The following is a 22,536-nucleotide window of genomic DNA, read 5'->3' on the forward strand; positions in this document are numbered from 1 at the left end:
CGCGTTTCAGTGGCAGCCGCCCGAGCGGCCGCTGCAGCCCTTGCAGGCGCCGCAGGCCGACGATTGCGGGGGCTCGGCCCCCGCCGCCTTGTCCGGCCGCGACCCGGCCCGCACACGGCGCCACCACGGCCGCAGCAGGTACACCAGCGCGCCGCCCACGCACAGCAGCACGATCAGAAACTGGATGTTCATGAACCGCTCCAGGCCAGCACCAGCCGGTAGGTGAACCACGAGGCCACCCAGGCCAGGGCGAACAGGTAGACCGTGACAATGGCCGCATGGCGCCAGCCGCCCGCCTCGCGACGGATGGCCGCCAGCGTGGCCACGCACTGCGGTGCGTAGACGAACCAGACCAGCAGCGACAGCGCCGTGGCCAAAGACCACTGGCTGCCGATCAGGCCACCGAGCGCATCGGCCACCTGGTCACCGCTGGCGCTCAGCGCGTACACCGTGCCCAGCGCCGCGACCACCACCTCGCGCGCCGCCATCGTCGGGATCAGCGCCACCACGATGCGCCAGTCGAAACCCAGCGGCGCGAACAGCGGCGCCAGGAACAGGCCCAGGCGGCCTGCGAAGCTGGCTTCGACCGGCGCCCCAGTGAACCCCTCGGGAGGCGCCGGATAGCTGGAGAGGAACCACAGCAGCACCATCAGCGCAAGGATGATCCCGCCCACGCGCTTGATGAAAATCAGCGCACGTTCCCACAGGCCGCGCGCGATGTTGCGCGGGCTGGGCCAGCGGTAGGCCGGCAGCTCCATCAGCAGCGGCGTCGACCGACCGCCAGCGCCGCGGCGCGAGACGATGAAGGCCACAGCCATCGCACTCGCAATGCCCAGCGCGTACAGCCCGAACAACACCAGGCCCTGCAGGTTGAACAGGCCGGCCACGCTGCGCTGCGGCACGAAGGCACCGATCAGCAGCGCGTACACGGGCAAGCGCGCCGAGCAGGTCATCAGCGGCGCCACCAGGATGGTGAGCCAGCGGTCGCGCCAGTGGCTGATGGTGCGAGTGGCCATGATGCCGGGCACCGCGCAGGCGAAGCTGGACAGCAGCGGAATGAAGGAACGGCCCGAGAGCCCCACGCTGCCCATCAGCCGGTCCATGAGGAAAGCCGCGCGCGGCAGGTAGCCCGAGTCTTCGAGCAGGAAGATGAACAGGAACAGCACCAGGATCTGCGGCAGGAAGACCAGCACGCCGCCCACGCCCGCGATCACGCCGTCCACCAGCAGGCTGCGCAGCGGGCCTTCTGCCATGTGCGCAGCCACCTGCTCTCCCAGCCAGCCCATGCCCGCTTCGATCAGGTCCATGGGCCAGGCGGCCCAGGCGAACACCGCCTGGAACATCAGCAGCAACAGGCCCGCCAGCAGCGCATAGCCCCAGACCGGGTGCAGCGCCCAGCGGTCGATGCGGTCGTCGGCTGTCCAGCGGCGCGGCGGCTCGTCCAGCACCGCGGCCAGCAGGGTGCGCACGCGCAGGTTCAGTTGCCCGGGGTCGGTCGCCACGCCCAGGTCACCGGGCGGTTGGGGTGGCGGCAGGCCGGCCGCCATCAGTTCGTCGAGCTGGCGCAGCAGGGCCTGGGCGCCGTCGCGCTGCACGCCCACAGCCGTGACCACCGACAGGCCCAGTTCTTCGGCCAGGCGGGCGGTGTCGATGCGCAGCCCCCGCGCCTGCGCCACATCGGCCATGTTCAGCACCAGCACCATCGGCAGGCCCAGCGCCTGGGCTTCGAGCACCAGGCGCAGGTTCAGCCGCAGGTGGGTGGCGTCGACCACGCAGACCAGCAGGTCGGGCCGCGCCTCGCCGGCCAGCCGGCCGGTGACCACGTCGCGCGTCACCGACTCGTCCTGGCTCAGCGGCTCCAGGCTGTAGGTGCCTGGCAGGTCCAGCACCTGGGCGCGCCGGCCCTGCGGGGTTTCCAGCCAGCCCTGCTTGCGCTCAACCGTCACGCCGGCGTAGTTGGCGACCTTCTGGCGCGCGCCAGTGAGCAGGTTGAACAGCGCGGTCTTGCCGCAGTTCGGGTTGCCCAGCAGCGCCAGACGGGGCAGTGCCACAGCGCCGTTCATGCCGCCTCCCGCACACGCAGCAGCGCCGCCTCGTGGGCCCGCAGCGCGAAGGTCGATCCGCCCACCCGCACGGCGATCGGCCCGCCGCGGCCGCCGGCGCGCGCCACGATCTCGACCACCTCGCCGGGCAGGAAGCCGATCTCCGCCAGGCGGTGCAAGGTCCGGCGGACCTCGGGGTCGTGCACCGGCGCAAAGCCCTGCAGCAGCGCCGGGGTGCGCAGGGGCCAGGCGTCGAGGGTGCGCGGCGCGGTGTCGCGGGTGTCCGGGCAGGCGCCGGTGCAGGAAGGGGACGGGGCAGTGGACATGGTGGAACCCGGCATCGGAAGAGAAGGTGTTTCCAATGTATTCAAACGAGATCGTTTCTCATTTGCTTTTGATCAAGGTCTGCCCGCATTTCTTTGTCCTGCATCCAATTTGCTTTAGGCTTAAATTATTTTCTGATCGTTGGGAATAACCGACACCACGGTTTTTTCGTGGGTGCTACCTTCCCCGAACCATGAAAAACCATCCCCCACGCTCCCAAAAGCTCTGGGACATTTCCCCTCCTGTGCACGCCGGATCGCCCGTGTTTCCGGGCGACACGGCCTATTCGCAACAGTGGATGGCCCGTATCGGCCCCGGCTGTCCTGTCAACGTGAGCGCGATCACGCTGAGCCCGCACGTGGGCGCCCACGCCGACGCACCGCTGCACTACGACCCCGAGGGCGCGGCCATCGGCGCCGTGGACCTGCAGGCCTTCATCGGCCCGTGCCGGGTGATCCACGCCATCGGCTGCGGGCCTCTGGTGCGGCCGGAGCATCTGGCGCACGCCATGGACGGGCTGCCGGCGAGGGTTCTGGTGCGTGTGTATGAACAAATGCCGCAGGACCGATTCGACACCGCCCTGCCCGCCTTCGCGCCCGAGACCGTGGCGCTGCTGGCCGATCGCGGCGTGCTGCTGATCGGCATCGACAGCGCCAGCATCGACCCGGCCGAGAGCAAGACCCTGGACAGCCACCAGACCATCCGCCAGCGCGGCCTGCGCGTGCTGGAGAACCTGCTGCTGGACGACGTGCCCGAGGGCGACTACGAGCTGATCGCCCTGCCCCTGAAGCTGACCACCGCCGACGCCAGCCCGGTGCGCGCGGTGCTGCGTGAACTGTGAACCCGAAGGAGACCCACCGATGACCACCAAAGAAGACTGCCTGCAGCGCGACATCCAGGACCCGCTGCGCGACCTGCGCGACGAGTTCAACCTGCCCGTCGACACCATTTACCTCGACGGCAACTCGCTGGGCGTGATGCCGCGCGCCGCCCCCGGCCGCGTGGCCCAGGTGGTGGCGCAGGAATGGGGCACCGACCTGATCCAGAGCTGGAACAAGCACGGCTGATTCCAGATGCCCGGCAAGGTGGGCGACAAGATCGCGCGCCTGATCGGTGCCGGCCCGGGCGAGGTGGTGGCCACCGACAGCACCTCGGTCAACCTGTTCAAGGTGCTGAGCGCGGCCATGAACATCGCCGCCGCCGACGCACCCCAGCGCAAGCGCATCGTGAGCGAGCGCAGCAACTTCCCGACCGACCTCTACATCGCCGAGGCCCTGTGCAAACAGCATGGCATGGAGCTGGTGCTGGTCGAGCCCGAGGAGATCGCCGCAGCGCTGACGGCCGAGGTCGCCATCCTCATGCTCACGCACGTGAACTACCGCACCGGCGCCATGCACGACATGGCGATCGTGACCGCCGCGGCGCACGCCGAAGGCATCCTGACCGTGTGGGACCTGGCGCACAGCGCGGGTGCGGTGCCGGTGGACCTCAAAGGCGCCAAGGCCGACTTCTCGGTCGGCTGCGGCTACAAGTACCTCAACGGCGGCCCGGGTGCGCCCGCCTTCGTGTGGGTCAACCCCTTGCACGCCGACCGCTTCTGGCAGCCGCTGGCCGGTTGGTGGGGCCACGCGACCCCGTTCGCCTTCACGCCCGACTACCAGCCCGCACCGGGCATCACCCGCTATCAGTGCGGCACACAACCCATGATCAGCCTGGCCGCGCTGGAGTGCGGCGTGGACACCGTGCTGGGCGCCGAGCCCTTCGGCGGCATGGCCGCGCTGCGCACCAAGTCGCTGGCACTGACCGACCTCTTCATCCAGCTGGTGGAAGAGCGCTGCGCGGGCCACGGCCTGGGCCTGGCGACGCCACGCGAGCATGCTCAACGCGGTTCGCAGGTCTGCCTGACCCGCGACGAAGGCGCCTACGCCATCGTGCAGGCCCTGATCGCGCGCGGCGTGATCGGCGACTACCGCGCCGGCGACGGCGGGCGCCACAAAGACATCCTGCGCTTCGGCTTCACGCCGCTGTACATCGGTTTCGTCGACGTGTGGAACGCGGTCGAACACCTGAAGCAGGTGCTCGAGTCGGGCGAGTGGAAGCGCCCCGAGTTCAACCAGAAGCATGCGGTGACCTGAAAGGAGCGCGCCATGACCTGCCCGTACCACGACACCAGCGACAACAACCCCGCCTCGGCCACCGAAGCCATCGTGCGCGACGAGAAGGCGCAGCTGGATTTCAGCCAGGACATGAGCTACGGCGACTACCTGCAGCTCGACGCCATCCTGACCGCGCAGAAGCCGCTCTCGCCCGCCCACGACGAGATGCTGTTCATCGTGCAGCACCAGACCAGCGAACTCTGGATGAAGCTCATGCTGCACGAGCTGACCGCAGCCATCCGCAACATCGCGGCCGACGAACTCAACGCCGCCTTCAAGCAGTTGGCGCGCGTCTCCAAGATCATGGAACAGCTGGTTCACGCCTGGGACGTGCTGGCCACCATGACGCCGCCGGAGTACAGCGCCGTCCGCCCTTACCTCGGCCACTCCAGCGGCTTCCAGAGCTTCCAGTACCGCTGCATCGAATTCGCGATGGGCAACAAGAACGCCGCGATGCTCAAGCCGCATGCGCACCACCCCGAGCGGGCGGCCATGGTGCAGGCGGCCTACGAAGCGCCCTCGCTCTACGACGAGAGCCTGCGCTTGCTGGCGCGCCGCGGCATCGCCGTGCCGGCCAGCCATCTGCAGCGCGACTGGACCCAGCCCTACGAGGCCAGCGAGGCGGTCGAGCAAGCCTGGCTGCAGGTCTACCGCAACCCCAAGCAGCACTGGGACCTTTACCAGCTCGGCGAAGAACTCACCGACCTGGAAGACGCGTTCCGCCTCTGGCGCTTCCGCCACGTCACCACGGTCGAGCGCGTGATCGGCTTCAAGCGCGGCACCGGCGGCACGGGCGGTGTGAGCTACCTGCGCAAGATGCTGGACGTGGTGCTGTTCCCCGAGATCTGGACCCTGCGCACCGCGCTCTGATCTCCCCGCTCCGGCATGATGGCGCATGGCCGCCATCACCCTTGCCCACCTGCGCCGCCACGCCGTGGCGCGCAGCCTGTTCACACCCACCACCCTGCCCAAGGCCATCGCGCTCCTGGGGTTTGTGCAGGCCGATCCGATCCGCGCCCCCGCGCGGGCACAGGATCTGACGCTGCGACACCGCGTCCAGGGCTACCGGGCCGGTGATCTGGAGCGGCGCTATCCAAAGCTCCGGGTTGAGGAGGACTTCTTCGTCAACTACGGCTTCGTCACGCCCGAACTGCACGCGCTGATGCACCCGCGCTCGGACCTGCGCGAATGGCCCGCCGAACGCTGGGCGCAGGCCGAGGCGGTCTGGCACTTCGTGCACGCACGCGGAGAGGCGCACCCGCGCGAGGTCGACGCGCATTTCGCCCACGGCCACACCACCAATGGTTTCGGTGGCCGGTCCAAAGCCAGCACCCAGCTGCTGGACGCGATGCACTACCGCGGCCTGCTGCGCGTGGCGCGGCGCGACAACGGCATCCGCCTCTACGCCGCCCACCAGCCGCAGACCGCACCCGACGATGTGCCCGCCACGCTGGACCGGCTGGTGGATGTGCTGGTGAACAAGTACGCGCCCCTGCCCCAGCCCGGCCTGCGCCAGCTGGTGGCCATGCTCCAGCACGCGGTGCCGCAGTGGAAGGGCCTGTTGCGCGCTGCGCTGCAACGCGCCACCCAGCGCCTGCCGAGCGCCGAGCTGGACGGCGTGCGCTGGTTCTGGCCGGAGGGCGAAGATCCGGCTGCGCGCCGCTGGCAGGTGGACGAGCGCGTGCGCCTGCTCGCGCCCTTCGACCCGGTGGTCTGGGACCGGAACCGCTTCGAACGCCTCTGGGGCTGGGCCTACCGCTTCGAGGCTTACACGCCGCCGGCCAAGCGGGTGCGCGGCTACTACGCGCTGCCCCTGCTCTGGCGCGACCAAGTCATCGGCTGGGGCAACCTGTCGGTGGTGGAGGGGCGCCTGCAGGCCGAAGTGGGCTATGTCAGCGGGCAGGCGCCGAAAGACAAAGGTTTCCGCCAGGCGCTGGACACCGAACTGGCGGACATGGCCGCCAGTCTCGGCGTCAGTTCGCCTTGATGTTGTTCTTCTGAATCACTTCGGCCATCGCCGCCGTGTCCGCGGCGATGCGCTTGGCAAGGCCCTCAGGCGCCGTGCCCGCCACCTGCCAGCCCTGGTTCAGGATCTTCTGGCGGATCTCGGGGCGGCGCACGATCTCGGCCAGCAGCGTGGCCAGCTTCTGCACATGGGCCTTGGGCAGGCCCACCGGCGCGGCCACCGCGTTCCAGATCTCCAGTTGCAGGCCCTGCACGCCCGCGTCGGCCAGGCTCGCCACCTCGGGCACCACACTGCTGCGGCCGGTGGAGGTGACGCCGACGGCCTGCAGCTTGCCGCCCTTGACCTGCGCCATCGCCAGCCCCGGCGGCAACAGCGCCATCTGGATCTGGCCGCCAATCAGCGCGGTGATCACCTGCGGGTTGCCCGGGTAGGGCACATGCACCGGCGCGATGCCGGCCTTGGCCTTGAGCAGCTCCATGCCCAGATGGGCCACCGTGCCCACGCCGGGGGTGCCGTAGTTGAGCTTGTCGCCCTGCGCCCTGGCCTGGTCGAAGAAGGCCTTGCCGGTCGGCGCACCCGCGGGCGCGGCCAGCACCAGGGGCGAGACCGCGATCAGCGAGACCGGCTGCAGGTCCTTGAGCGGGTCGTAGGTGGTGGCGGGGTTGAGGATCTTGGCGATGGTGAGATTGCCGTTGATCATCAGCCCGATGGTGTGGTCGTCGGTGGCGCGGGCCACAGCGTCGGCACCGATGTTGCCGCCCGCACCGGTCTTGTTCTCGATGACCACCGGCTGGCCCAGCGCCTGCGACAGCGGTTCGGCCAGCAGGCGCGCCGTGAGGTCGGGCGAAGAACCGGCCGGAAAACCCACCACCATCTTCAGCGGCTTGCTGGGCCAGGTGGTCTGGGCGAAGGAGGTCGAGACGCCGCAGGCGAGTGCCACGGCGGCAGCGGCGATGGTGAGGCGGCGGGAAGGCTTGAACATGGTGTCTCCTGGTATGTCATGCGAGCGGATCGGGCGGACCGCTGTACAGCCAGGGATTGTCGATCAGAGACTCGCCCAGCACCGCCATCGCCGCGTTGCGCGCGTAGCGCAGCGGTCCGCTGGCGTGGAAGATGGTGCCGTTGCGCTGCGAGCGGGCCTGCACGCGCGCGTTGCGCTGCCAGCGGGTCTGCGCGTAGCGCGCGAACAGCGCGGTCCAGTCGATGGCGCCCTCCTCTGCCGCTCCCGCCAGACGACCGAGCGTCCAGGCGTCCTCGATGGCCATGGCCGCGCCCTGCGCGAGGTAGGGCCGCAGCGGGTGGGCCGCATCGCCCAGCAGGGCCACGCGGCCGCGGGCGTGTTCGTCGGGGCTCGCCACCGGCGAGCGGTCGTTCAGCGCCCAGAGCTTCCACCCACCCACCCGGTCGAGCATGGCCTTGAGGTCCGGGCAGACCGGGCCGAGCGCACGCATCAGGTCGGCCTGCCGCGCCTCGTGGCTCCAGCTCTGCGGGTCGCTGCCGGGCGGGCCGCCGTGGCCGCGGCCGAGCAAGCCCTCGACCACCGCGACCACGTTGAACCACTCGCCGCGCCGCACCGGGTAGTGCACCACGTGCAGGCGAGGCCCGAGCCAGGCGGTGACCACCGGTTCGCGCATCACACCCGGGAGATCATTGGCCGCCACCATGCCGCGGTAGGCCAGGTGGCCGCTCACCCGCGCCGGCCGGTTGCCCAGCAGGCCGATGCGGACCCGGCTCCAGAGCCCGTCGGCGCCCACCAGTGCATCGGCCTCGTGGACGGTGTCGTTCTCGCAGGTCACGCGCATGCCTGTGGGCGTCTCCTCGTACCCGGCCAGGCGGGTGTCCAGGTGCAGCCGGACGCCGGCCTCGCGCTGCACCGCTTCGAGCAGCAGGCCATGCAGGTCGGCGCGGTGGATGGTGGCGTAGGGCGCGCCGTAGTGGGCCCGGCTGAAGGGCCCCAGACGGAGCTTGCCCAGCGAGGCCGCGCTGTGCGCGTCGCGCACCCGCAGCGACTCGGGAAAGGCCGCACAGGCGTGCAGCGCCCCGGACAGCCCCCACTGCTCCAGCACCCGCACCGCATTGGGCCCGAGCTGCAAGCCCGCCCCCACCTCACCAAACGCGGTGGCCTGCTCCAGCAGATCCACCTCCACGCCAGCGCGCGACAGGGCCAGCGCACACGCCAGCCCCCCAATGCCGCCCCCGGCGACGACGACCTTTTGATTCATGGCGGCGATTGTGCCGGCCCGCCACCCACCAGCGTTGACGAATGTCAGGGTTGTTTACAGGACCCTGTTGAACCAGAGCAGCGACAAGCCAGCAGACAACAGCACCAGCACCGCCGCCGCCAGCGCCAGCAGGCCCGAGACCTCGGTCTCCTTCTTCTCCACCGTCAGCCGCGTGCTCAGCGACTCGTACACCTGCTTGAGGTTCTCGGCGGTGCCGGCGTAGAAGTACTCGCCCTTGGTGTCGCGCGCCACGGCCTTGAGCGTGTCCTCGTCCAGCCGCACCCGCATCGACCAGCCCTCGAAACCGATCACCTCGCCGTCCACCGTGCCCACGCCCACGGTGTAGACGCGCACGCCTCGGTCGGCCGCCATCTTGGCCGCCTCCGCAGTGTCGACGCCGGTGGTGCGCTGGCCGTCGGTCAGCAGGATGATCGCGGCCGAGCCGTAGGAGCCGGCTGGCACCGGCTCGAACGGCTTCTTCTCGGTCTGCGGCTGGTCGATGGCCCGGCCCTGTGGCGCGAACGGGTCGTTGCTGGCGCGGCCGTAGGTCACGCTGGCCAGGTCCACCTGACCGGGGAACAGCTCGGAGAGCGCGACAACGATGGCGCTGCCGATGGCGGTGGCGCGCTGCATCTGGAACTTGTCGATGGCGGCGTTCAGGTCCTCGCGGCTGAGTGTGACCGGCTGCACCACCTGGGCCGAGCCCGCGAAGGCCACGATGCCCACCTTCACGTGCCGCGGCAGTTCCTTGAGGAAGGCCTTGGCGGCGTTCTGCGAGGCGACCAGGCGGTTGGGCTGCACGTCGGTGGCGCGCATGCTGCCCGAGACGTCCATGGCCAGGATGATGGTCTGCTGGGTCGAAGGCAGCGTGATGGTGGCCACCGGCCGCGCGGCGGCCAGCAGCATGGCGGCAAACGCCAGCAGCAGCAGCAGGGGCGGAATGTGGCGCCGCCAGCCGGTGGTGCGGCCCATGGCTTCGCGCACGATGGACAGGCTGGCGTAGCGCAGCGCAACCTTCTTGCGGCGGCGCAGGATCCACCAGTACAGCAGCACCAGCAGGGGCAGCACGGCCAGCAGCCAGAGGAACTGCGGCCAGAGGAAGTTGACGGGTAGGTCCTTCATGCGGCGGCTCCGGAAAGCGTGGGCGCGAGGTGGGCGGGCCGGCCCTGCCGCAGGCTGCTGCGGCGCTTGCGCAGGTCCACGAAACGCAGGATGGCGTCGGCCAGGTCGTCGCCGGTGGACAGCTCCAGCGTGTCCACGCCCGCGCGGCCCAGGCTCTCGCGCAGCGCGGCCTCGCGCTGCGCGGCCAGCCGGGCGAAGCGCTGGCGGAAGCCCTTGTCGGCGGTGTCCACCATCAGCTGCTCGCCTGTTTCGGCGTCGCGGATGGGGATCATGCCGAGGTCGGGCAGTTCCAGCTCCAGCGGGTCCAGCAGGCGCACCGCCACCACGTCGTGGCGCCGCGCCAGCTCGCCCAGCGGCTTCTCCCAGCCGGGCTCGCTGATGAAGTCGGACACCACGAACACGGTGGAGCGCTGGCGCACGCTGAGCGTCGCCGCGTGCAGCAGGTCGGCCAGGCGGGTGGCGCCAGCCTCTTTCGCGCCGCGCGGGGGCGGCGCCGCGGCATCGGCGCCGATCAGCTGCAAGAGCCGCAAGACCTGCAGACGCCCGCCGCGCGCCGGCAGCACCGTGTCGACCGCAGCGCCACCGCGCGCGCCGTAGAGCATGGCGCCCACGCGGTTGCCGTGGCGGCTGATCATCCGCGCCAGCACGCCCACGAAGCCCTGCAGCAGCTCGCGCTTGCGCTGTTCGCCGGAGCCGAAATCGACCGAGGGGCTGAGGTCCAGCAGGAACCAGGCCGCCATCTCGCGGTCCTCGGTGAACACGCGCACGTGCGGCGTCTGCAGCCGCGCGGTGACGTTCCAGTCGATGTGGCGCACGTCGTCGTGGTGCTGGTACTCGCGCAGGTCCGCCAGGTCCAGCCCGGTGCCGCGCATCAGCGTGCGGTGGTCGCCCTGCAGCAGGCCATCAAGCCGTTTCAGGACCGTCCATTCCAGACGCCGGAGCAAGGCCTCCGTGCGTCCTCCGTCGCCCACCGGCAGGTCGGCCGGTGGTGGCGGCGCTTTTCGCTTGAACAGGCTCAGCAGCATGGCAGCGCTCCGTTCAGGCCACTTTGCGCTCGTGTTCCAGCGGCTTGGCCGGGGCCGGCACCGCCTTCATGATGCGTTCGATCAGCGCGTCGCTGCTCAGCCCTTCAGACAGGCCTTCGTAGGACAGCACCACCCGGTGCCGCAGCACGTCGGGCACCAAGGCCACCATGTCCTCGGGCAGCGCGTAGCTGCGGCCGCGCAGCAGGGCCAGCGCACGCGCCCCCTCGACCAGACCGATGGTGGCGCGCGGGCTGGCGCCGTAGGTGATCAGGCGGCCCACGTCCTTGAGCCCGTGCTTCTCGGGCGTGCGCGTGGCCGACACGAGCTTCACCGCGTACTGCACCAGGGAAGGGTCGACATACACCTCGCGGCACTGGGCCTGCAGGGCGGCCAGCTGGTCGGTGGTGGCCACAGCGTTGACCTGCACCGACGGGCCGGCGACGCGCTCGACGATGACGTACTCCTCCTCGTCGGTAGGGTAGTCCACCAGCACCTTCATCATGAAGCGGTCCACCTGCGCCTCGGGCAACGGGTAGGTGCCTTCGGTCTCGATCGGGTTCTGCGTCGCCATGACCAGGAAGGGTTCGGGCACGCGGTGCGTCTCGCCCGCGATCGTCACCTGCCGCTCCTGCATCACCTCCAGCAGCGCGCTCTGCACCTTGGCCGGCGCGCGGTTGATTTCGTCGGCCAGCAGCAGGTTGGCGAACACCGGCCCCAGCGCGGTGGAGAAGTCACCGGTCTTCTGGTTGTAGATGCGCGTACCCACCAGGTCGGCGGGCACCAGGTCGGGCGTGAACTGGATGCGCTTGAAGCGGCCCTGCACCACATTGGCCAGGGTCTTGACGGTCAGCGTCTTGGCCAGGCCCGGCACGCCCTCGACCAGCAGGTGCCCGCCCGCCAGCAGCGCGACCATGACGCGCTCCAGGAACCGGTCCTGCCCGACCACCACGCGCTTGACCTCGTAGAGGATCTGCTCCATGAGCTGGGCGGTGTCGGGGCTGGTGTTCTCGCTCATGAAACGCTCCTTGGTGTCAGAAGGGGGGAAGACCGGCGGCGGAGGCCGCGCTCTCGATGGGCACAGCAAAACCAATGCCCAGGAAGGTCCGGGCGCGGGTCGGGTTGAGGATGCCGGTGACCACACCGACCACCTCGCCGTCCATGGTGACCAGCGGTCCGCCGGAATTGCCCGGATTGGCGGCGGCGTCGAACTGGATCAGGTTGTCGATCTCCTGCGTGCCCTCGGGCGACTTGAAGGAGCGGCCCAGGCCGGAGATCACGCCGGCCGAGGTCGAGGGACCGATGCCGAAGGGAAAGCCCACCGCCACCACCTCGTCGCCGGGCACCAGGTCGGCGGTGGTGCGCAGCGTGGCCGCGTGCAGGTCGTCGGGAATGGTGTGGGCCTGCAGCACGGCCAGGTCGTGCTGGGCCTGAACGCCCGCCACGCTGGCCCGGGACTCGCTGCCGTCGGCGAAGGTCAGCTTGACGCCCTGGGCCGACTGCACCACGTGCAGGTTGGTCAGGATGATGCCCTTGTCCTGGATCACCACGCCGGTGCCCACACCCAGCTCCACCTCCTCGCCCTTCTTGTCCTTGCCATAGGCCACCACACGCACCACGGCGGGGCGGATCTTCTCGGCGGCGCGCGCGGCGCGCGAGGGCAGGTTCTGGGTGCTGAGGGTACGCAGTACGGCGGCGTCGATGTCTTTCTGTGTGAGGGCTCTGGGCGCCTTCGCGGACTGCTGCCACCAGAGGCCACCCAGCAGGGCCAGCACCAGCAGCCAGGCGCTCCAGATCACGCGGTGGTCCCGGCCGGCGCCGGCCAGCCGCTGGCGCCAGTGCGGCCGGGGCGCTGCGGGTGCGGATGCCGGTGGCGCCTCGTCCGGGACCGCGTCGCTCTCCGCCCGCGCCGCCTCTCGCGCTGGGCTGGGGCGGGCCGATTGGCTGTAGAGCGGGGTCTGGCGCATGGCGGACTCCTCGGGCGCCCGGCGCGGGCGCGTTGAACGGATGATGCCGGTTTGCGGCGCCGGGCTCAAGCGCCCAGCAGCTGCCTCAACACATAGGGGAGGATTCCGCCGGCCTTGAATTGGTTCACTTCCACCGGCGTGTCGATGCGCAGCACCAGCGGACGGGTCAGGAGCGAGCCGTCGGCACGGGTCACCACCAGGGTGGCTTCGCTCAGCGGCTGCAGGTCCGGCCGGGGCAGCACGTCGATCTGCTCATCCCCGCGCAGACCCAGCGATTCCCAGGAATCGCCCGGTGCGAACTGCAGCGGCAGCACGCCCATGCCCACCAGGTTGCTGCGGTGGATGCGCTCGAAGCTGCGCGCCACCACCGCCCGTATGCCCAGCAGCTGCGTGCCCTTGGCGGCCCAGTCACGGCTCGACCCGGTACCGTACTCCTCGCCCGCGAACACCACGGTCGGCACGCCAGCCGCGCGGTAGCGCATGGCCGCGTCGTAGATGCTCATCTTCTGGCCCTGGCCCGCGCCCTCGTGCTGGTAGAGCGTCCAGCCGCCCTCCTCGCGCGAGCCGTCGGGGCCGGCCGGCAACATCAGGTTCTTGATGCGCACGTTGGCAAAGGTGCCGCGGATCATCACCTCGTGGTGGCCGCGCCGTGCGCCGTAGCTGTTGAAGTCGGCCTTCTGCACGCCGTGGGCCAGCAGCCACTGGCCGGCCGGCGAGGCTTCGGCAATCGAGCCCGCGGGCGAGATGTGGTCGGTGGTGATCGAGTCGCCAAACAGCGCCATGACGCGCGCGGCGCGCACAGCGGGGTCGGTCTGTTCAGGCGCCTGCAGCGCGAAACCGTCGAAGAACGGCGGCTCGGCGATGTAGGTGCTCTGGGGCCAGGTGTAGGCCAGGCCGTCCACGCCACGGATGCGCTCCCACAGCCCGCCCGGTTCGGTGGCAATGCGCTCGTAGTTCTCGCGGTAGGTCTTGCCGTGCATCGCGGCCTTCATCAGCGCATGCACCTCGTCGCTGGACGGCCAGATGTCGCCCAGGTACACCGCCTGACCCCGGGTGCCGAAGCCGACCGGTTCGGTCATGAGGTCGCGCAGCACGGTGCCGGCGATGGCGTAGGCCACCACCAGCGGCGGGCTGGCCAGGAAGTTGGCCTTGAGCCGGGGATGGATGCGCGCCTCGAAGTTGCGGTTGCCCGAGAGCACGGCCGCGCAGACCAGGTCGTTCCGGACGATGGCCTCGCCGATGTCCGGTCGGAGGTCCCCTGCATTGCCGATGCAGGTGGTGCAGCCATAGCCGGCCAGGGCAAAACCCAGTTTCTCCAGATACGGCAACAGGCCGGTTCGAGTCAGGTACTCGGTGACGACGCGCGAGCCGGGCGCGAGCGAGGTCTTGATGTGCGGCTGCACCTTCAGCCCGGCCTCGACGGCCTTCTTCGCCAGCAGACCGGCGGCCAGCATCACGCTCGGGTTGCTGGTGTTGGTGCAGCTGGTGATGGCGGCGATCAGCACGTCGCCGTTGCCGATGGTCAGCTTCTTCTGAGCGGTGGGCACGGGCTGCTCCCCCAGATGGGGCTGGTGCCGCGTGTGCAGCAGCGCCGCCGGCTGGTTGAAGCCGTTCTCGGCGGCGGGTCGGCTGAACAGGTCGGCAAACTGACGGGCCACATGGCCGAGTTCGATGCGGTCCTGCGGGCGCTTGGGACCGGCCAGGCTGGGTGTCACCTGTCCCAGGTCCAGCCGCACCACCTGCGAGTACTGGATATCGCCCGCCGCCTGCGAGGCCCCCGGTGCGCCGGGCACGCCGAACAGGCCCTGGGCACGGAAGTAGGCCTCGAAGGCCTCGATCTCGGCACTGCCGCGGCCGGTGCCGCGAAAGTAGTCGATGGTCTTGCCGTCGACCGGGAAAAAGCCCATGGTCGCGCCGTATTCGGGCGCCATGTTGGCAATCGTCGCGCGGTCGGGCAGCGAGAGCGAGGCCGTGCCCTCGCCGAAGAACTCGACGAACTTGCCCACCACCTTGTGCTTGCGCAGGATCTCGGTGACGGTGAGCACCAGGTCGGTCGCGGTGCAGCCCTCGCGCAGGCGGCCGGTCAGCTCGAAGCCGACCACGTCGGGCGTGAGGAAGGCCACCGGCTGGCCCAGCATGGCCGCCTCGGCCTCGATGCCGCCCACGCCCCAGCCCACCACGCCGATGCCGTTGATCATGGTGGTGTGGCTGTCGGTGCCCACCAGGGTGTCGGGGTAGTACAGCCCGCCCTTGAGGTGCACGCCGCGCGCCAGGTGTTCCAGGTTGACCTGGTGCACGATGCCGAAGCCCGGCGGCACCACGCCAAAGGTCTCGAAGGCCTGCATGCCCCATTTGAGGAACTGGTAGCGCTCCTTGTTGCGCTGGAATTCCAGCTTCATGTTGAGGTCCAGCGCGCTCTTCGAACCGTAGTGGTCGACCATCACCGAGTGGTCCACCACCAGGTCCACCGGCACCAGCGGCTCGATGCGCTGGGGGTCGTGGCCCAGGCGCTCGGCGGTGCTGCGCATGGCGGCGAGGTCGGCCAGCAGCGGCACGCCGGTGAAGTCCTGCAGCACCACGCGCGCCACCATGAACGGGATCTCGTCGGTGCGGGGTGCGTTGGGCTGCCAGTTGGCCAGCTGCGCCACCTGCTCGGGCAGCACCTTCTCGCCGTCGCAGTGGCGCAGCACGCTCTCCAGCACGATGCGCAGCGACACCGGCAGCCGGCTCACATTGGGGAACTGCTGCGCCAGGGCGGGCAGCGAATAGAACCGCCCCGACTTGCCGGACGCGGTGCGAAAGGTTTTGACGGCACTTGAAAACGGGTGCTTGAAGCGGGTGTTCGGCACGGGGGCATCTCCTTGAAACACGCGGCCCATTGTGGTCAGGGCGAATGCCTGTGCGGGGCGCGCGGGTATCCGGCAAGCACACAACCGGTCGATGCGGGACAATCCACCCCCTGATGAAAGCCCCCGAACTGCTCCTGCCCGCCGGCTCGCTGCACCGCATGCGCGCCGCCTACAACTTCGGCGCCGACGCTGTCTACGCCGGCCAGCCGCGCTACAGCCTGCGCGCGCGCAACAACGAATTCCGCCTCGAACAGATTGCCGAAGGCATCGGCGAGGCCCACCAGCGCGGCAAGAAGTTCTTCGTCACCAGCAACCTGATCGCCCACAACGACAAGCTGCGCACCTACCTGCGCGACCTGCAGCCGGTGGTCGAACTCAAGCCCGACGCGCTGATCATGGCCGACGCCGGCCTAATCATGCTGGTGCGCGAGCAGATGGAAAAAGGCCTCTGGCCCGAGGTTCCAATCCACCTCTCGGTGCAGGCCAACACCACCAACAGCGCTGCGGTGAAGTTCTGGCAGAAACAGGGCGTGACCCGCATCATCCTCAGCCGCGAGCTGAGCCTCGATGAAGTCGCCGCCATCCGCAACGACTGCCCGGACATCGAACTGGAAGTGTTCGTGCACGGCGCGCTGTGCATCGCCTACTCGGGTCGCTGCCTGCTGAGCGGCTACTTCAACCGCCGCGACCCCAACCAGGGCACCTGCACCAACGCCTGCCGCTGGGAATACAAAACCCAGGCCGCCACCACCGACACCGACACCGGCGACGCCGCCCCGGTCGCCAAGCTGGACGGCTTCAACTTTGCGCAGGAAGACGAGGAAGCCGCGAGCGCCTTCTCGACGACAGGCTCAGGCCAGCGCCACCCCGAGGCCAACAAGGTCTGGCTGATCGAGGAAGCCGGCCGCCCCGGCGAGCTGATGCCGATCATGGAAGACGAGCACGGCACCTACATCATGAACAGCAAGGACCTGCGCGCCGTCGAGCACGTGGGCAAGCTGGCCGCCATGGGCATCGACTCGCTCAAGATCGAGGGTCGCACCAAGAGCCACTACTACGTGGCGCGCACCGCGCAGGTCTACCGCCGCGCCATCGACGACGCCGTGGCCGGCAAGCCCTTCAACCCCGAGCTGCTGCTCGAACTCGAAGGCCTGTCCAACCGCGGCTACACCGGCGGCCTGATGGAGCGCCGCCCGGCGCACGATTACCAGAACTACATCACCGGCCACAGCGAAAGCCACCGCAGCCAGTTCGTGGGCGAGGTGCTGCAGGTGCGTGAGGACGGCTGGGCACAGGTGGAGACCAAGAACCGCTTCGCCGTCGGCGACCGGCTCGAAGTCATCCACCCCAGCGGCAACCGCGTGGTGCAGCTGGACGCCATGCAGAACCTGGACGGAGAGGCGATCGACGTCGCCCAGGGCAGCCCCATCAAGGTCTGGGTGCCGCTGGCCGCGCCCAGCGAGGGCGCCCTGATCGCCCGGTTGATCGCCTGACCGGCTTTCAGCGCGCCGCGTCGCGGAAGAAGGCGGTGCGGTCCTCGTCCGCCGGGTGCGAGGCGAAGCCCAGACCCCAGAAGCCGCCTTTTTCCTCGTCCTCTTTCACCTCGTTGCCCTTGGCATGGCACACCGGCGCACCGCCCGCCGGCACGGACTTGAGGAGGTCGTCGCCGCAGCGCTTGAACAGCGCAAAGCGCTCGAACAACCGGATCATCACCGCTGGCGACAGGCCTGCGTCGCGCAGCACGGTCACGCTGTAGGCATCGGCCTCGCGCTCGGCCTCGCGCGAATAGTGGGCCTGGCCCAGCCAGAGCGGCACCGTGGCGAGCACGCCGCTGTAGTCGCCCCAGAGCGTCGAGGTGACGAAGCCGAGCACGCCCACCTGCACCAGCATGCGCACACCGTGCCGGTGCTGCACGTGGCCCAGCTCGTGCGCCAGCACACCCGCGATCACCTCGGTGTCGTGCTGCAGCAGCCGCGCCATGTCGTCGGTCAGCAGCATGGTGCCGCCCGGCAGCGCCAGCGCGTTGGGGCCGATGTCCTCGCTGGCGCGTATCAGCAGGCGCGAGGGCCGTACCGCCACGCCGCGCGCCGCCTGCGCCGCGGAGTGCGCGCGCAGCACCCGCTGCCAGGCCTGCTCGATGGCCTGCTGCTCCTGGGCGCTGAGCTGGCTGGGCTTCACGAACTCGTCGACCTGGGCCAGCACCGTCTCGCCGATCTGCTGCTCGACGCCGTCCGGGAACCGGTCGGCCACCGCGCGCGCCGCCCAGGGCAGGCCCCAGACATAGCCGGCCGCGCTCACCACCACCAGTAGCAGGAGGCTGACCAGGACGCCGCGCCAGCTCTGCTGCAGCCGCACCACCACCGACTCACCGTGGCCGGCCGAGCGGACCCATTCGTCCCAGGCCGCCCCGTCGTCGGACTGCAGGCTGCCACCATCCGGCAGCTGGGCAATGCGCGGCCCGCGCCGGGTGCGCTCGGGCCACTGCACCCGCCGGGCCTCGATCGTGCGGTCCACGTCCGGCCCTTTCAGGTGCAGCCGGCCGTCTTCGAGCGAGGCCAGCACCTCGCGCGGGCGGCTGCTGCGGCCGTCAAAGTAGCGGACCGTGAGGCCCTGGCTTGCGGACGGTGCTGAGGTGTCCATGGGCGCCGGGCTCAAAGACCCACGTCCAGCCCGAAGAAATCACCGGCGGCGTCGCCCGCCGCCTCAGCGGGCCGCTCGTGCTCCGCCGCCAGCAGGGCCTGCATGTCGGTGATAGTGCGCACGTGCACCGCCTCCAGCCGCAGGCGCGCCATCGCCACCTTGGCGAAGGGCCAGTACAGCCCCAGGGTGATGCCGATCAGCAGCCCGTTCTTGATACTCATCCAGAGCATGTCGCGAAAGCGCAGCTGGCTGATGAAGCGCATCTGCCCATTGCCGGTCTTGGTCCAGACGAGGTTCTGCAGGCGCGTGGTGATCCAGGGACCGATGCCCAGAAACATGAGCACCCAGAAGCCGACAACCAGAACAGGCAGCACCCACATCATCTCGCCCAGCAGGCCGCCCAACGCGCCGGCGCTGCCGAAGCTGGTCACGATGTACAGCGCGATCAGCCCCATCACACCGGCGAACAGCAGGAAGGGCTTGATCGCCAGCAGGTAGAACGAACCCACGCTGGCGCGGAAATCGGTCTGCAAGAGGCCGAGCACGTAGTGTCGGTGCTGGTAGGCCTTCATGCGCCACAGCAGCCAGGGCAGCGTCAGCACCAGCAGCACAAACGCGCCACCGAAGGACGCCATCACCCATTCGGGCGGGGCCTGCTCCGGATCCTCGGGGATGGCAAACGACAACAGCACCATCGGCAGCACCACCAGAAACGGCGGCAGGTGCGCCAGGTAGGCGTCGCGCAGCGAGCCCACGAAGCGGAACCTCAGCCCCCGCCAGCTGGTATTGGCCATGCGGAAGGCCATGGACGAACGCCAAAGCGCCGGCCACAGCGCAGCCAGCGCGACGAAGGCCACCAGGCCGGCCACCGCGGAGAAGCTGCTGGCCCAGTTGTAGAGCACGAACAGCACACCGACCAGCGCCCAGCCCTTGAACATCTGCTTGGGATCGCCATGAAAGCCCAGCGGATCGCCATCGACCAGGGTGTTGCCCCAGAAGTAGCGCTGCCGCCGCACCTTGGCCCAGGGCCAGTACAGGCCCAGCGTGACCAGAAGGAGGAGCAGGTTGACGATCCAGATCCGGAAGTACTCGCTGCCCGAACCGGTGAATTCGATGGGCAGGCGGCGGACGGTGGCGACGGGGGAAGGCTCGATGTGGTTGTCGTTGAAGGGCATGTGACAGCGGGACAGTGGTGACAGACGCGGCATTGTGCCCGTCCGCCACCCGCGTCCCGCTGCGGCTGTCGCCTCCGCGAACCCGCCCGGCGGGCCAGAGGCTCAGGCCATTGCCAGGCCCTGCGACCGGCGGGCGCCGGCCCACTCCAGCTCGGCCATGACCAGCACCATCAGCGCCTGCGCCAGCACCCAGCCCAGGCCCAGCGCTGTCAGCGACAGGCCGGCGCCGAAGGCCAGCCAGAGGCTCGCCGCGACCCAGGCGAAGTTGCCGGCGGCCAGCAGCTTGACGCCGCCCGCCGGGGGCTCAGCCCGGCTCGCGAGCCAGGCGGCCAATGAGGCCGCGCCGAACACGACCAGTGCCGCCACCTGCAGCCAGGAGGCCGGAATGCCGGTCCAGCCGGACAACGGTTCGGCCAGCACCAGATGGGACAGGCCCATGCCCAGGCCGCTCGCGGCATCGAGCCAGAGCACGCGACGCAGGGTGGGAGCAGAGATGGTGAACATGGTGGACTCCTTGAAGTGAAACGATGGGAGCCCGATGCTCGGCGCGCCAGGACATGGCGTCCATGACCTCGCAGGTCATGGTTCGCGCGGCGTCCGGGCCTACCATGCGCCCATGTCGAACGCCGCCCTTCCCCACGCCAGCCGCCGCCTCTCGGTCGGCGACCACCTGCGCCACTGGCGCCAGCTGCGCCGCCTCAGCCAGCAGGACCTTGCCCTGGACGCCGAGCTCTCGACCCGCCACCTGAGCTGTGTCGAAACCGGCAAGGCCAGCCCCAGCCGCGAGCTGGTGCTGCGCCTGTGCGAGCGGCTGGCGGTGCCGCTGCGCGATCGCAATGCGTGGCTGGTGGCGGCCGGCTACGCCCCCATGTACCGCGAACAACGGCTGGACGAGCCGTCGATGGATGCGGCGCGGCGCGCGGTGCAGCACATCCTGGACAGCCACGAACCCTGGCCCGCGGTGGCCTTCGACCGCCACTGGCACATGGTGCTGTCCAACCGCATGGTCGCGCCGCTGCTGAGCGGCGTCTACCCGGCCCTGCTGCAACCACCAGTCAATCTGCTGCGCGTGAGCCTGCACCCGGGTGGCCTGGCGCCGCGCATCGCCAATCTCGACCAGTGGCGCGAGCACCTGTTCGCGCGATTGCAGCAGCAGATCCGCGCCACCGGTGACGAGGCACTGGCAGACCTGCTCGCCGAGCTGCGCGCCTACCCGGGCCAGACGCCCGGGTCGGCGGCGCGCCTGGCCGGCGAACACCCGGGAGTGCTGATGCCCTTCCTGGTCCACACACCGGCCGGCGTGCTGCACCTGATCAGCACCACCACCGTGTTCGGCTCGCCCACCGACATCACCTTGCAGGAACTGGCGCTGGAAACCTTCTTCCCCGGCGACGAGGCGACGGCGCAGGCGCTGCGCGCCCTCGCGGCTACCATGGCCGCGTGAAACCGAACCGGCCTCCGATCGCCGCCGCCCTGCTCCAGCAGCTCGCCGCCATCGCCACCCGATGGCCGAGTCCCAAGGTCCGGCGCCTGCACATCCCGCGGCGCCCCGGCGAACCGGGCGAACACGACGCCGAGTTCTGCGCCATCGAGCTGGGGGACGGCGCCTTCGGTCTGTCCTACATCCTGCTCGGGGGCACGCTCGACCATCTGCTTGCGCGGCACGGCAGCGACCGCCACAACGCACTGGCGGACGCCGACCCGATGGCGCTGGCGCAGCGGCTGGCCAGTGGCGACGAGGTGGAACGCGCGGTCGCGCTGGCCGCGGTCAACGCACTGACCGACTCGGTCTGGCGCCGCGTCGGCTACACGCCACCGCCGGCCGGCAACTCGCTGGGCGATGTGGTGCTCGGTCCACAGGACCACCTGGGCATGATCGGCTTCTTCCCGCCGCTGGTGCGGCGTGTCGACGAAGCCGGCGGACGCCTGACCGTGGTGGAGATGAACGCGGAGATGGTGGCGCGGCAGCAGGAACGTTTTCCGAAGGTGCACATCACGCTCGACCGCTTGGCACTGGCCGCCTGCAACACCGTGGTCGGCACCTCGACCATGCTGCTCAACGACTCTCTGGACGAGATGCTGGCGGCGGCACCGAACGCCACGCGCTTCGCCGTCATCGGCCCCTCGGCTGGGCTCTGGCCAGACGCGCTGTTTGATCGTGGCGTGACGCTGTTGGGCGGCACGCAGGTGGTCGATGGCGCCGCCTTCGCCGAGGCCATGGCCACCGGTGCGTCGTGGAGTTCTGCCAGTCGCAAGTTTGCGATTGCGCGCGACGGCTGGCCGGGCTGGGCAGCCCTCACGGGCGGCCCAGCCTGAAACGGACACCCGGTCAGAAGGTGCGCGTTTCGTTGCGGCTGCCCGCCGCAATCGACAGTCCCCATTGCGCAAAGGTGATGGTGGAACCGTCGGAGGAACCATTGAAACGAACGCCCAGCGCCTCCTCACCATCGATCCACAGCACCTGGCTGGTGGTGGCCCCCTGCGACACGGCCACGGGCACCCGCTGGATCACTTCACCCCGGGTCATGCCAGGGCGCAGGGCCAGGAAGGCCTGGTAGAGAGTCCCGGTCCCGCCACCACCATTGCCCGCGAAGCGGAAGGTGCGCAGATAGGAGCGCCCGGTGGTGCGGTCGGTCCAGCGGGCCGTCGCGATCCGGTCGCCGGAGAAGGTCACCTCCAGGGTCTCGGTGTCGGTCTCCCAGCGCAGCACCGAGGCCGAGGTGCCGGACACCGGCGCCCGGTTGACCAGGCGCTGCACATCGTCCCGGGTCATGCCGGCGCGCAGGTCGTTGAAGGCGGTGTAGAGCGGCTGGTCATCGCCGTCGTCGCCACCGCCACAACCGGCCAGCGCCAGCCCGATGCCGGACAGCAGACCCAGTCCCAGCTGGCGACGACTCAGTGCGGTATAGCGGAATGGCTTGTTCATTGTGAATTCCTCCTGATGTATTGATTGGCGTGGCAAGACGTCCCGCCACGTCCGGGCCGGATGTTAGCGGCGCCACCGCGAGCCCAGCCGGCGCCTGCAAGAAAAAACGGCCCCGAAGGGCCGTC

At 69.8% G+C, this 22,536-nt stretch carries 20 protein-coding genes and 1 pseudogene; 7 read left to right on the forward strand and 14 right to left on the reverse strand.

The window, feature by feature from the left end:
- Positions 1 to 6: 6 nt before the first annotated feature.
- Genes HFL01S_RS04015 through HFL01S_RS04025 form a run of 3 tightly spaced genes read right to left on the reverse strand, consistent with a single transcriptional unit; the run spans position 7 to position 2,368 of the window.
- Positions 7 to 192: a hypothetical protein gene (locus HFL01S_RS04015; protein WP_066255013.1), complete on the reverse strand. Its 186-nt coding sequence runs from the start codon at positions 190 to 192 to the stop codon at positions 7 to 9.
- The gene (feoB, locus tag HFL01S_RS04020; RefSeq protein WP_066255016.1) at positions 189 to 2,063 is read right to left on the reverse strand and encodes a ferrous iron transport protein B; all 1,875 of its coding nucleotides are present in this window, start codon (positions 2,061 to 2,063) and stop codon (positions 189 to 191) included. The genes HFL01S_RS04015 and feoB overlap by 4 nt, the downstream gene beginning before the upstream one ends.
- Positions 2,060 to 2,368 (reverse strand): FeoA family protein, encoded by a 309-nt coding sequence (locus HFL01S_RS04025; RefSeq protein WP_066255471.1) that lies wholly within the window; start codon positions 2,366 to 2,368, stop codon positions 2,060 to 2,062. The genes feoB and HFL01S_RS04025 overlap by 4 nt, the downstream gene beginning before the upstream one ends.
- 191 nt (positions 2,369 to 2,559) lie before the next feature.
- Between HFL01S_RS04025 and kynB the strand changes: the two genes are divergently transcribed.
- The 4 genes and pseudogenes from kynB (at position 2,560) to HFL01S_RS04045 (ending at position 6,509) form a co-directional block, all read left to right on the forward strand.
- Positions 2,560 to 3,207, forward strand: a complete 648-nt coding sequence (gene kynB, locus HFL01S_RS04030; protein WP_066255019.1) for an arylformamidase — start codon at positions 2,560 to 2,562, stop codon at positions 3,205 to 3,207.
- A 19-nt stretch (positions 3,208 to 3,226) separates the two neighbouring features.
- A pseudogene (kynU, locus tag HFL01S_RS04035) lies at positions 3,227 to 4,501 on the forward strand (kynureninase).
- A gap of 12 nt (positions 4,502 to 4,513) precedes the next feature.
- On the forward strand, positions 4,514 to 5,392 hold the full coding sequence (gene kynA, locus HFL01S_RS04040) for a tryptophan 2,3-dioxygenase (protein ID WP_066255021.1): 879 nt from the start codon (positions 4,514 to 4,516) through the stop codon (positions 5,390 to 5,392).
- Positions 5,393 to 5,417: 25 nt separating this feature from the next.
- The gene (locus HFL01S_RS04045) at positions 5,418 to 6,509 is read left to right on the forward strand and encodes a DNA glycosylase AlkZ-like family protein (protein ID WP_066255024.1); all 1,092 of its coding nucleotides are present in this window, start codon (positions 5,418 to 5,420) and stop codon (positions 6,507 to 6,509) included.
- Here HFL01S_RS04045 and HFL01S_RS04050 read toward each other — a convergent pair.
- From HFL01S_RS04050 to acnA, 7 genes are all read right to left on the reverse strand, one after another.
- Positions 6,496 to 7,470, reverse strand: a complete 975-nt coding sequence (locus HFL01S_RS04050; protein ID WP_066255027.1) for a Bug family tripartite tricarboxylate transporter substrate binding protein — start codon at positions 7,468 to 7,470, stop codon at positions 6,496 to 6,498. The two genes, HFL01S_RS04045 and HFL01S_RS04050, sit on opposite strands and share 14 nt — an antisense overlap.
- A 16-nt stretch (positions 7,471 to 7,486) precedes the next feature.
- On the reverse strand, positions 7,487 to 8,710 hold the full coding sequence (locus HFL01S_RS04055; RefSeq protein WP_066255031.1) for an FAD-dependent monooxygenase: 1,224 nt from the start codon (positions 8,708 to 8,710) through the stop codon (positions 7,487 to 7,489).
- 54 nt (positions 8,711 to 8,764) lie between these two features.
- Complete coding sequence (locus HFL01S_RS04060; protein WP_066255033.1) at positions 8,765 to 9,832, reverse strand: VWA domain-containing protein; 1,068 nt, start codon at positions 9,830 to 9,832, stop codon at positions 8,765 to 8,767.
- A complete protein-coding gene (locus HFL01S_RS04065; protein ID WP_066255038.1) occupies positions 9,829 to 10,857 on the reverse strand; it encodes a DUF58 domain-containing protein in 1,029 nt (342 codons plus the stop codon). Before HFL01S_RS04065 ends, HFL01S_RS04060 begins: the two co-directional genes overlap by 4 nt.
- A 13-nt stretch (positions 10,858 to 10,870) precedes the next feature.
- Complete coding sequence (locus HFL01S_RS04070; RefSeq protein ID WP_066255040.1) at positions 10,871 to 11,872, reverse strand: AAA family ATPase; 1,002 nt, start codon at positions 11,870 to 11,872, stop codon at positions 10,871 to 10,873.
- A 16-nt stretch (positions 11,873 to 11,888) separates the two neighbouring features.
- The gene (locus HFL01S_RS04075) at positions 11,889 to 12,821 is read right to left on the reverse strand and encodes a S1C family serine protease (RefSeq protein ID WP_066255042.1); all 933 of its coding nucleotides are present in this window, start codon (positions 12,819 to 12,821) and stop codon (positions 11,889 to 11,891) included.
- A gap of 65 nt (positions 12,822 to 12,886) precedes the next feature.
- A complete protein-coding gene (acnA, locus tag HFL01S_RS04080) occupies positions 12,887 to 15,700 on the reverse strand; it encodes an aconitate hydratase AcnA (protein ID WP_066255045.1) in 2,814 nt (937 codons plus the stop codon).
- A gap of 83 nt (positions 15,701 to 15,783) precedes the next feature.
- Between acnA and trhP the strand changes: the two genes are divergently transcribed.
- Positions 15,784 to 17,163, forward strand: a complete 1,380-nt coding sequence (gene trhP / locus HFL01S_RS04085; protein WP_066255048.1) for a prephenate-dependent tRNA uridine(34) hydroxylase TrhP — start codon at positions 15,784 to 15,786, stop codon at positions 17,161 to 17,163.
- Between the two features lie 7 nt (positions 17,164 to 17,170).
- Here the strand turns inward: trhP and HFL01S_RS04090 are convergent, their stop codons facing one another.
- From HFL01S_RS04090 to HFL01S_RS04100, 3 genes are all read right to left on the reverse strand, one after another.
- Positions 17,171 to 18,310, reverse strand: coding sequence for a M48 family metallopeptidase (locus tag HFL01S_RS04090; protein WP_066255050.1), 1,140 nt, complete (start codon positions 18,308 to 18,310; stop codon positions 17,171 to 17,173).
- A gap of 11 nt (positions 18,311 to 18,321) precedes the next feature.
- Complete coding sequence (locus HFL01S_RS04095; RefSeq protein WP_066255053.1) at positions 18,322 to 19,485, reverse strand: YjgN family protein; 1,164 nt, start codon at positions 19,483 to 19,485, stop codon at positions 18,322 to 18,324.
- 102 nt (positions 19,486 to 19,587) lie between these two features.
- Positions 19,588 to 19,989: a hypothetical protein gene (locus tag HFL01S_RS04100; protein WP_066255054.1), complete on the reverse strand. Its 402-nt coding sequence runs from the start codon at positions 19,987 to 19,989 to the stop codon at positions 19,588 to 19,590.
- Positions 19,990 to 20,101: 112 nt separating this feature from the next.
- Between HFL01S_RS04100 and HFL01S_RS04105 the strand changes: the two genes are divergently transcribed.
- Both HFL01S_RS04105 and HFL01S_RS04110 read left to right on the forward strand, forming a co-directional pair.
- Entirely contained in the window at positions 20,102 to 20,929 is an 828-nt protein-coding gene (locus HFL01S_RS04105) for a helix-turn-helix domain-containing protein (RefSeq protein WP_066255056.1), read from the forward strand.
- The gene (locus tag HFL01S_RS04110; RefSeq protein ID WP_066255061.1) at positions 20,926 to 21,801 is read left to right on the forward strand and encodes a Rossmann-like domain-containing protein; all 876 of its coding nucleotides are present in this window, start codon (positions 20,926 to 20,928) and stop codon (positions 21,799 to 21,801) included. The genes HFL01S_RS04105 and HFL01S_RS04110 overlap by 4 nt, the downstream gene beginning before the upstream one ends.
- Positions 21,802 to 21,814: 13 nt before the next feature.
- Here HFL01S_RS04110 and HFL01S_RS04115 read toward each other — a convergent pair whose 3' ends face one another.
- A complete protein-coding gene (locus tag HFL01S_RS04115) occupies positions 21,815 to 22,411 on the reverse strand; it encodes a hypothetical protein (RefSeq protein WP_066255065.1) in 597 nt (198 codons plus the stop codon).
- Between the last annotated feature and the right edge of the window lie 125 nt (positions 22,412 to 22,536).

It is taken from the genome of Hydrogenophaga flava NBRC 102514, from assembly GCF_001571145.1.
GTDB lineage: Bacteria > Pseudomonadota > Gammaproteobacteria > Burkholderiales > Burkholderiaceae_C > Hydrogenophaga > Hydrogenophaga flava.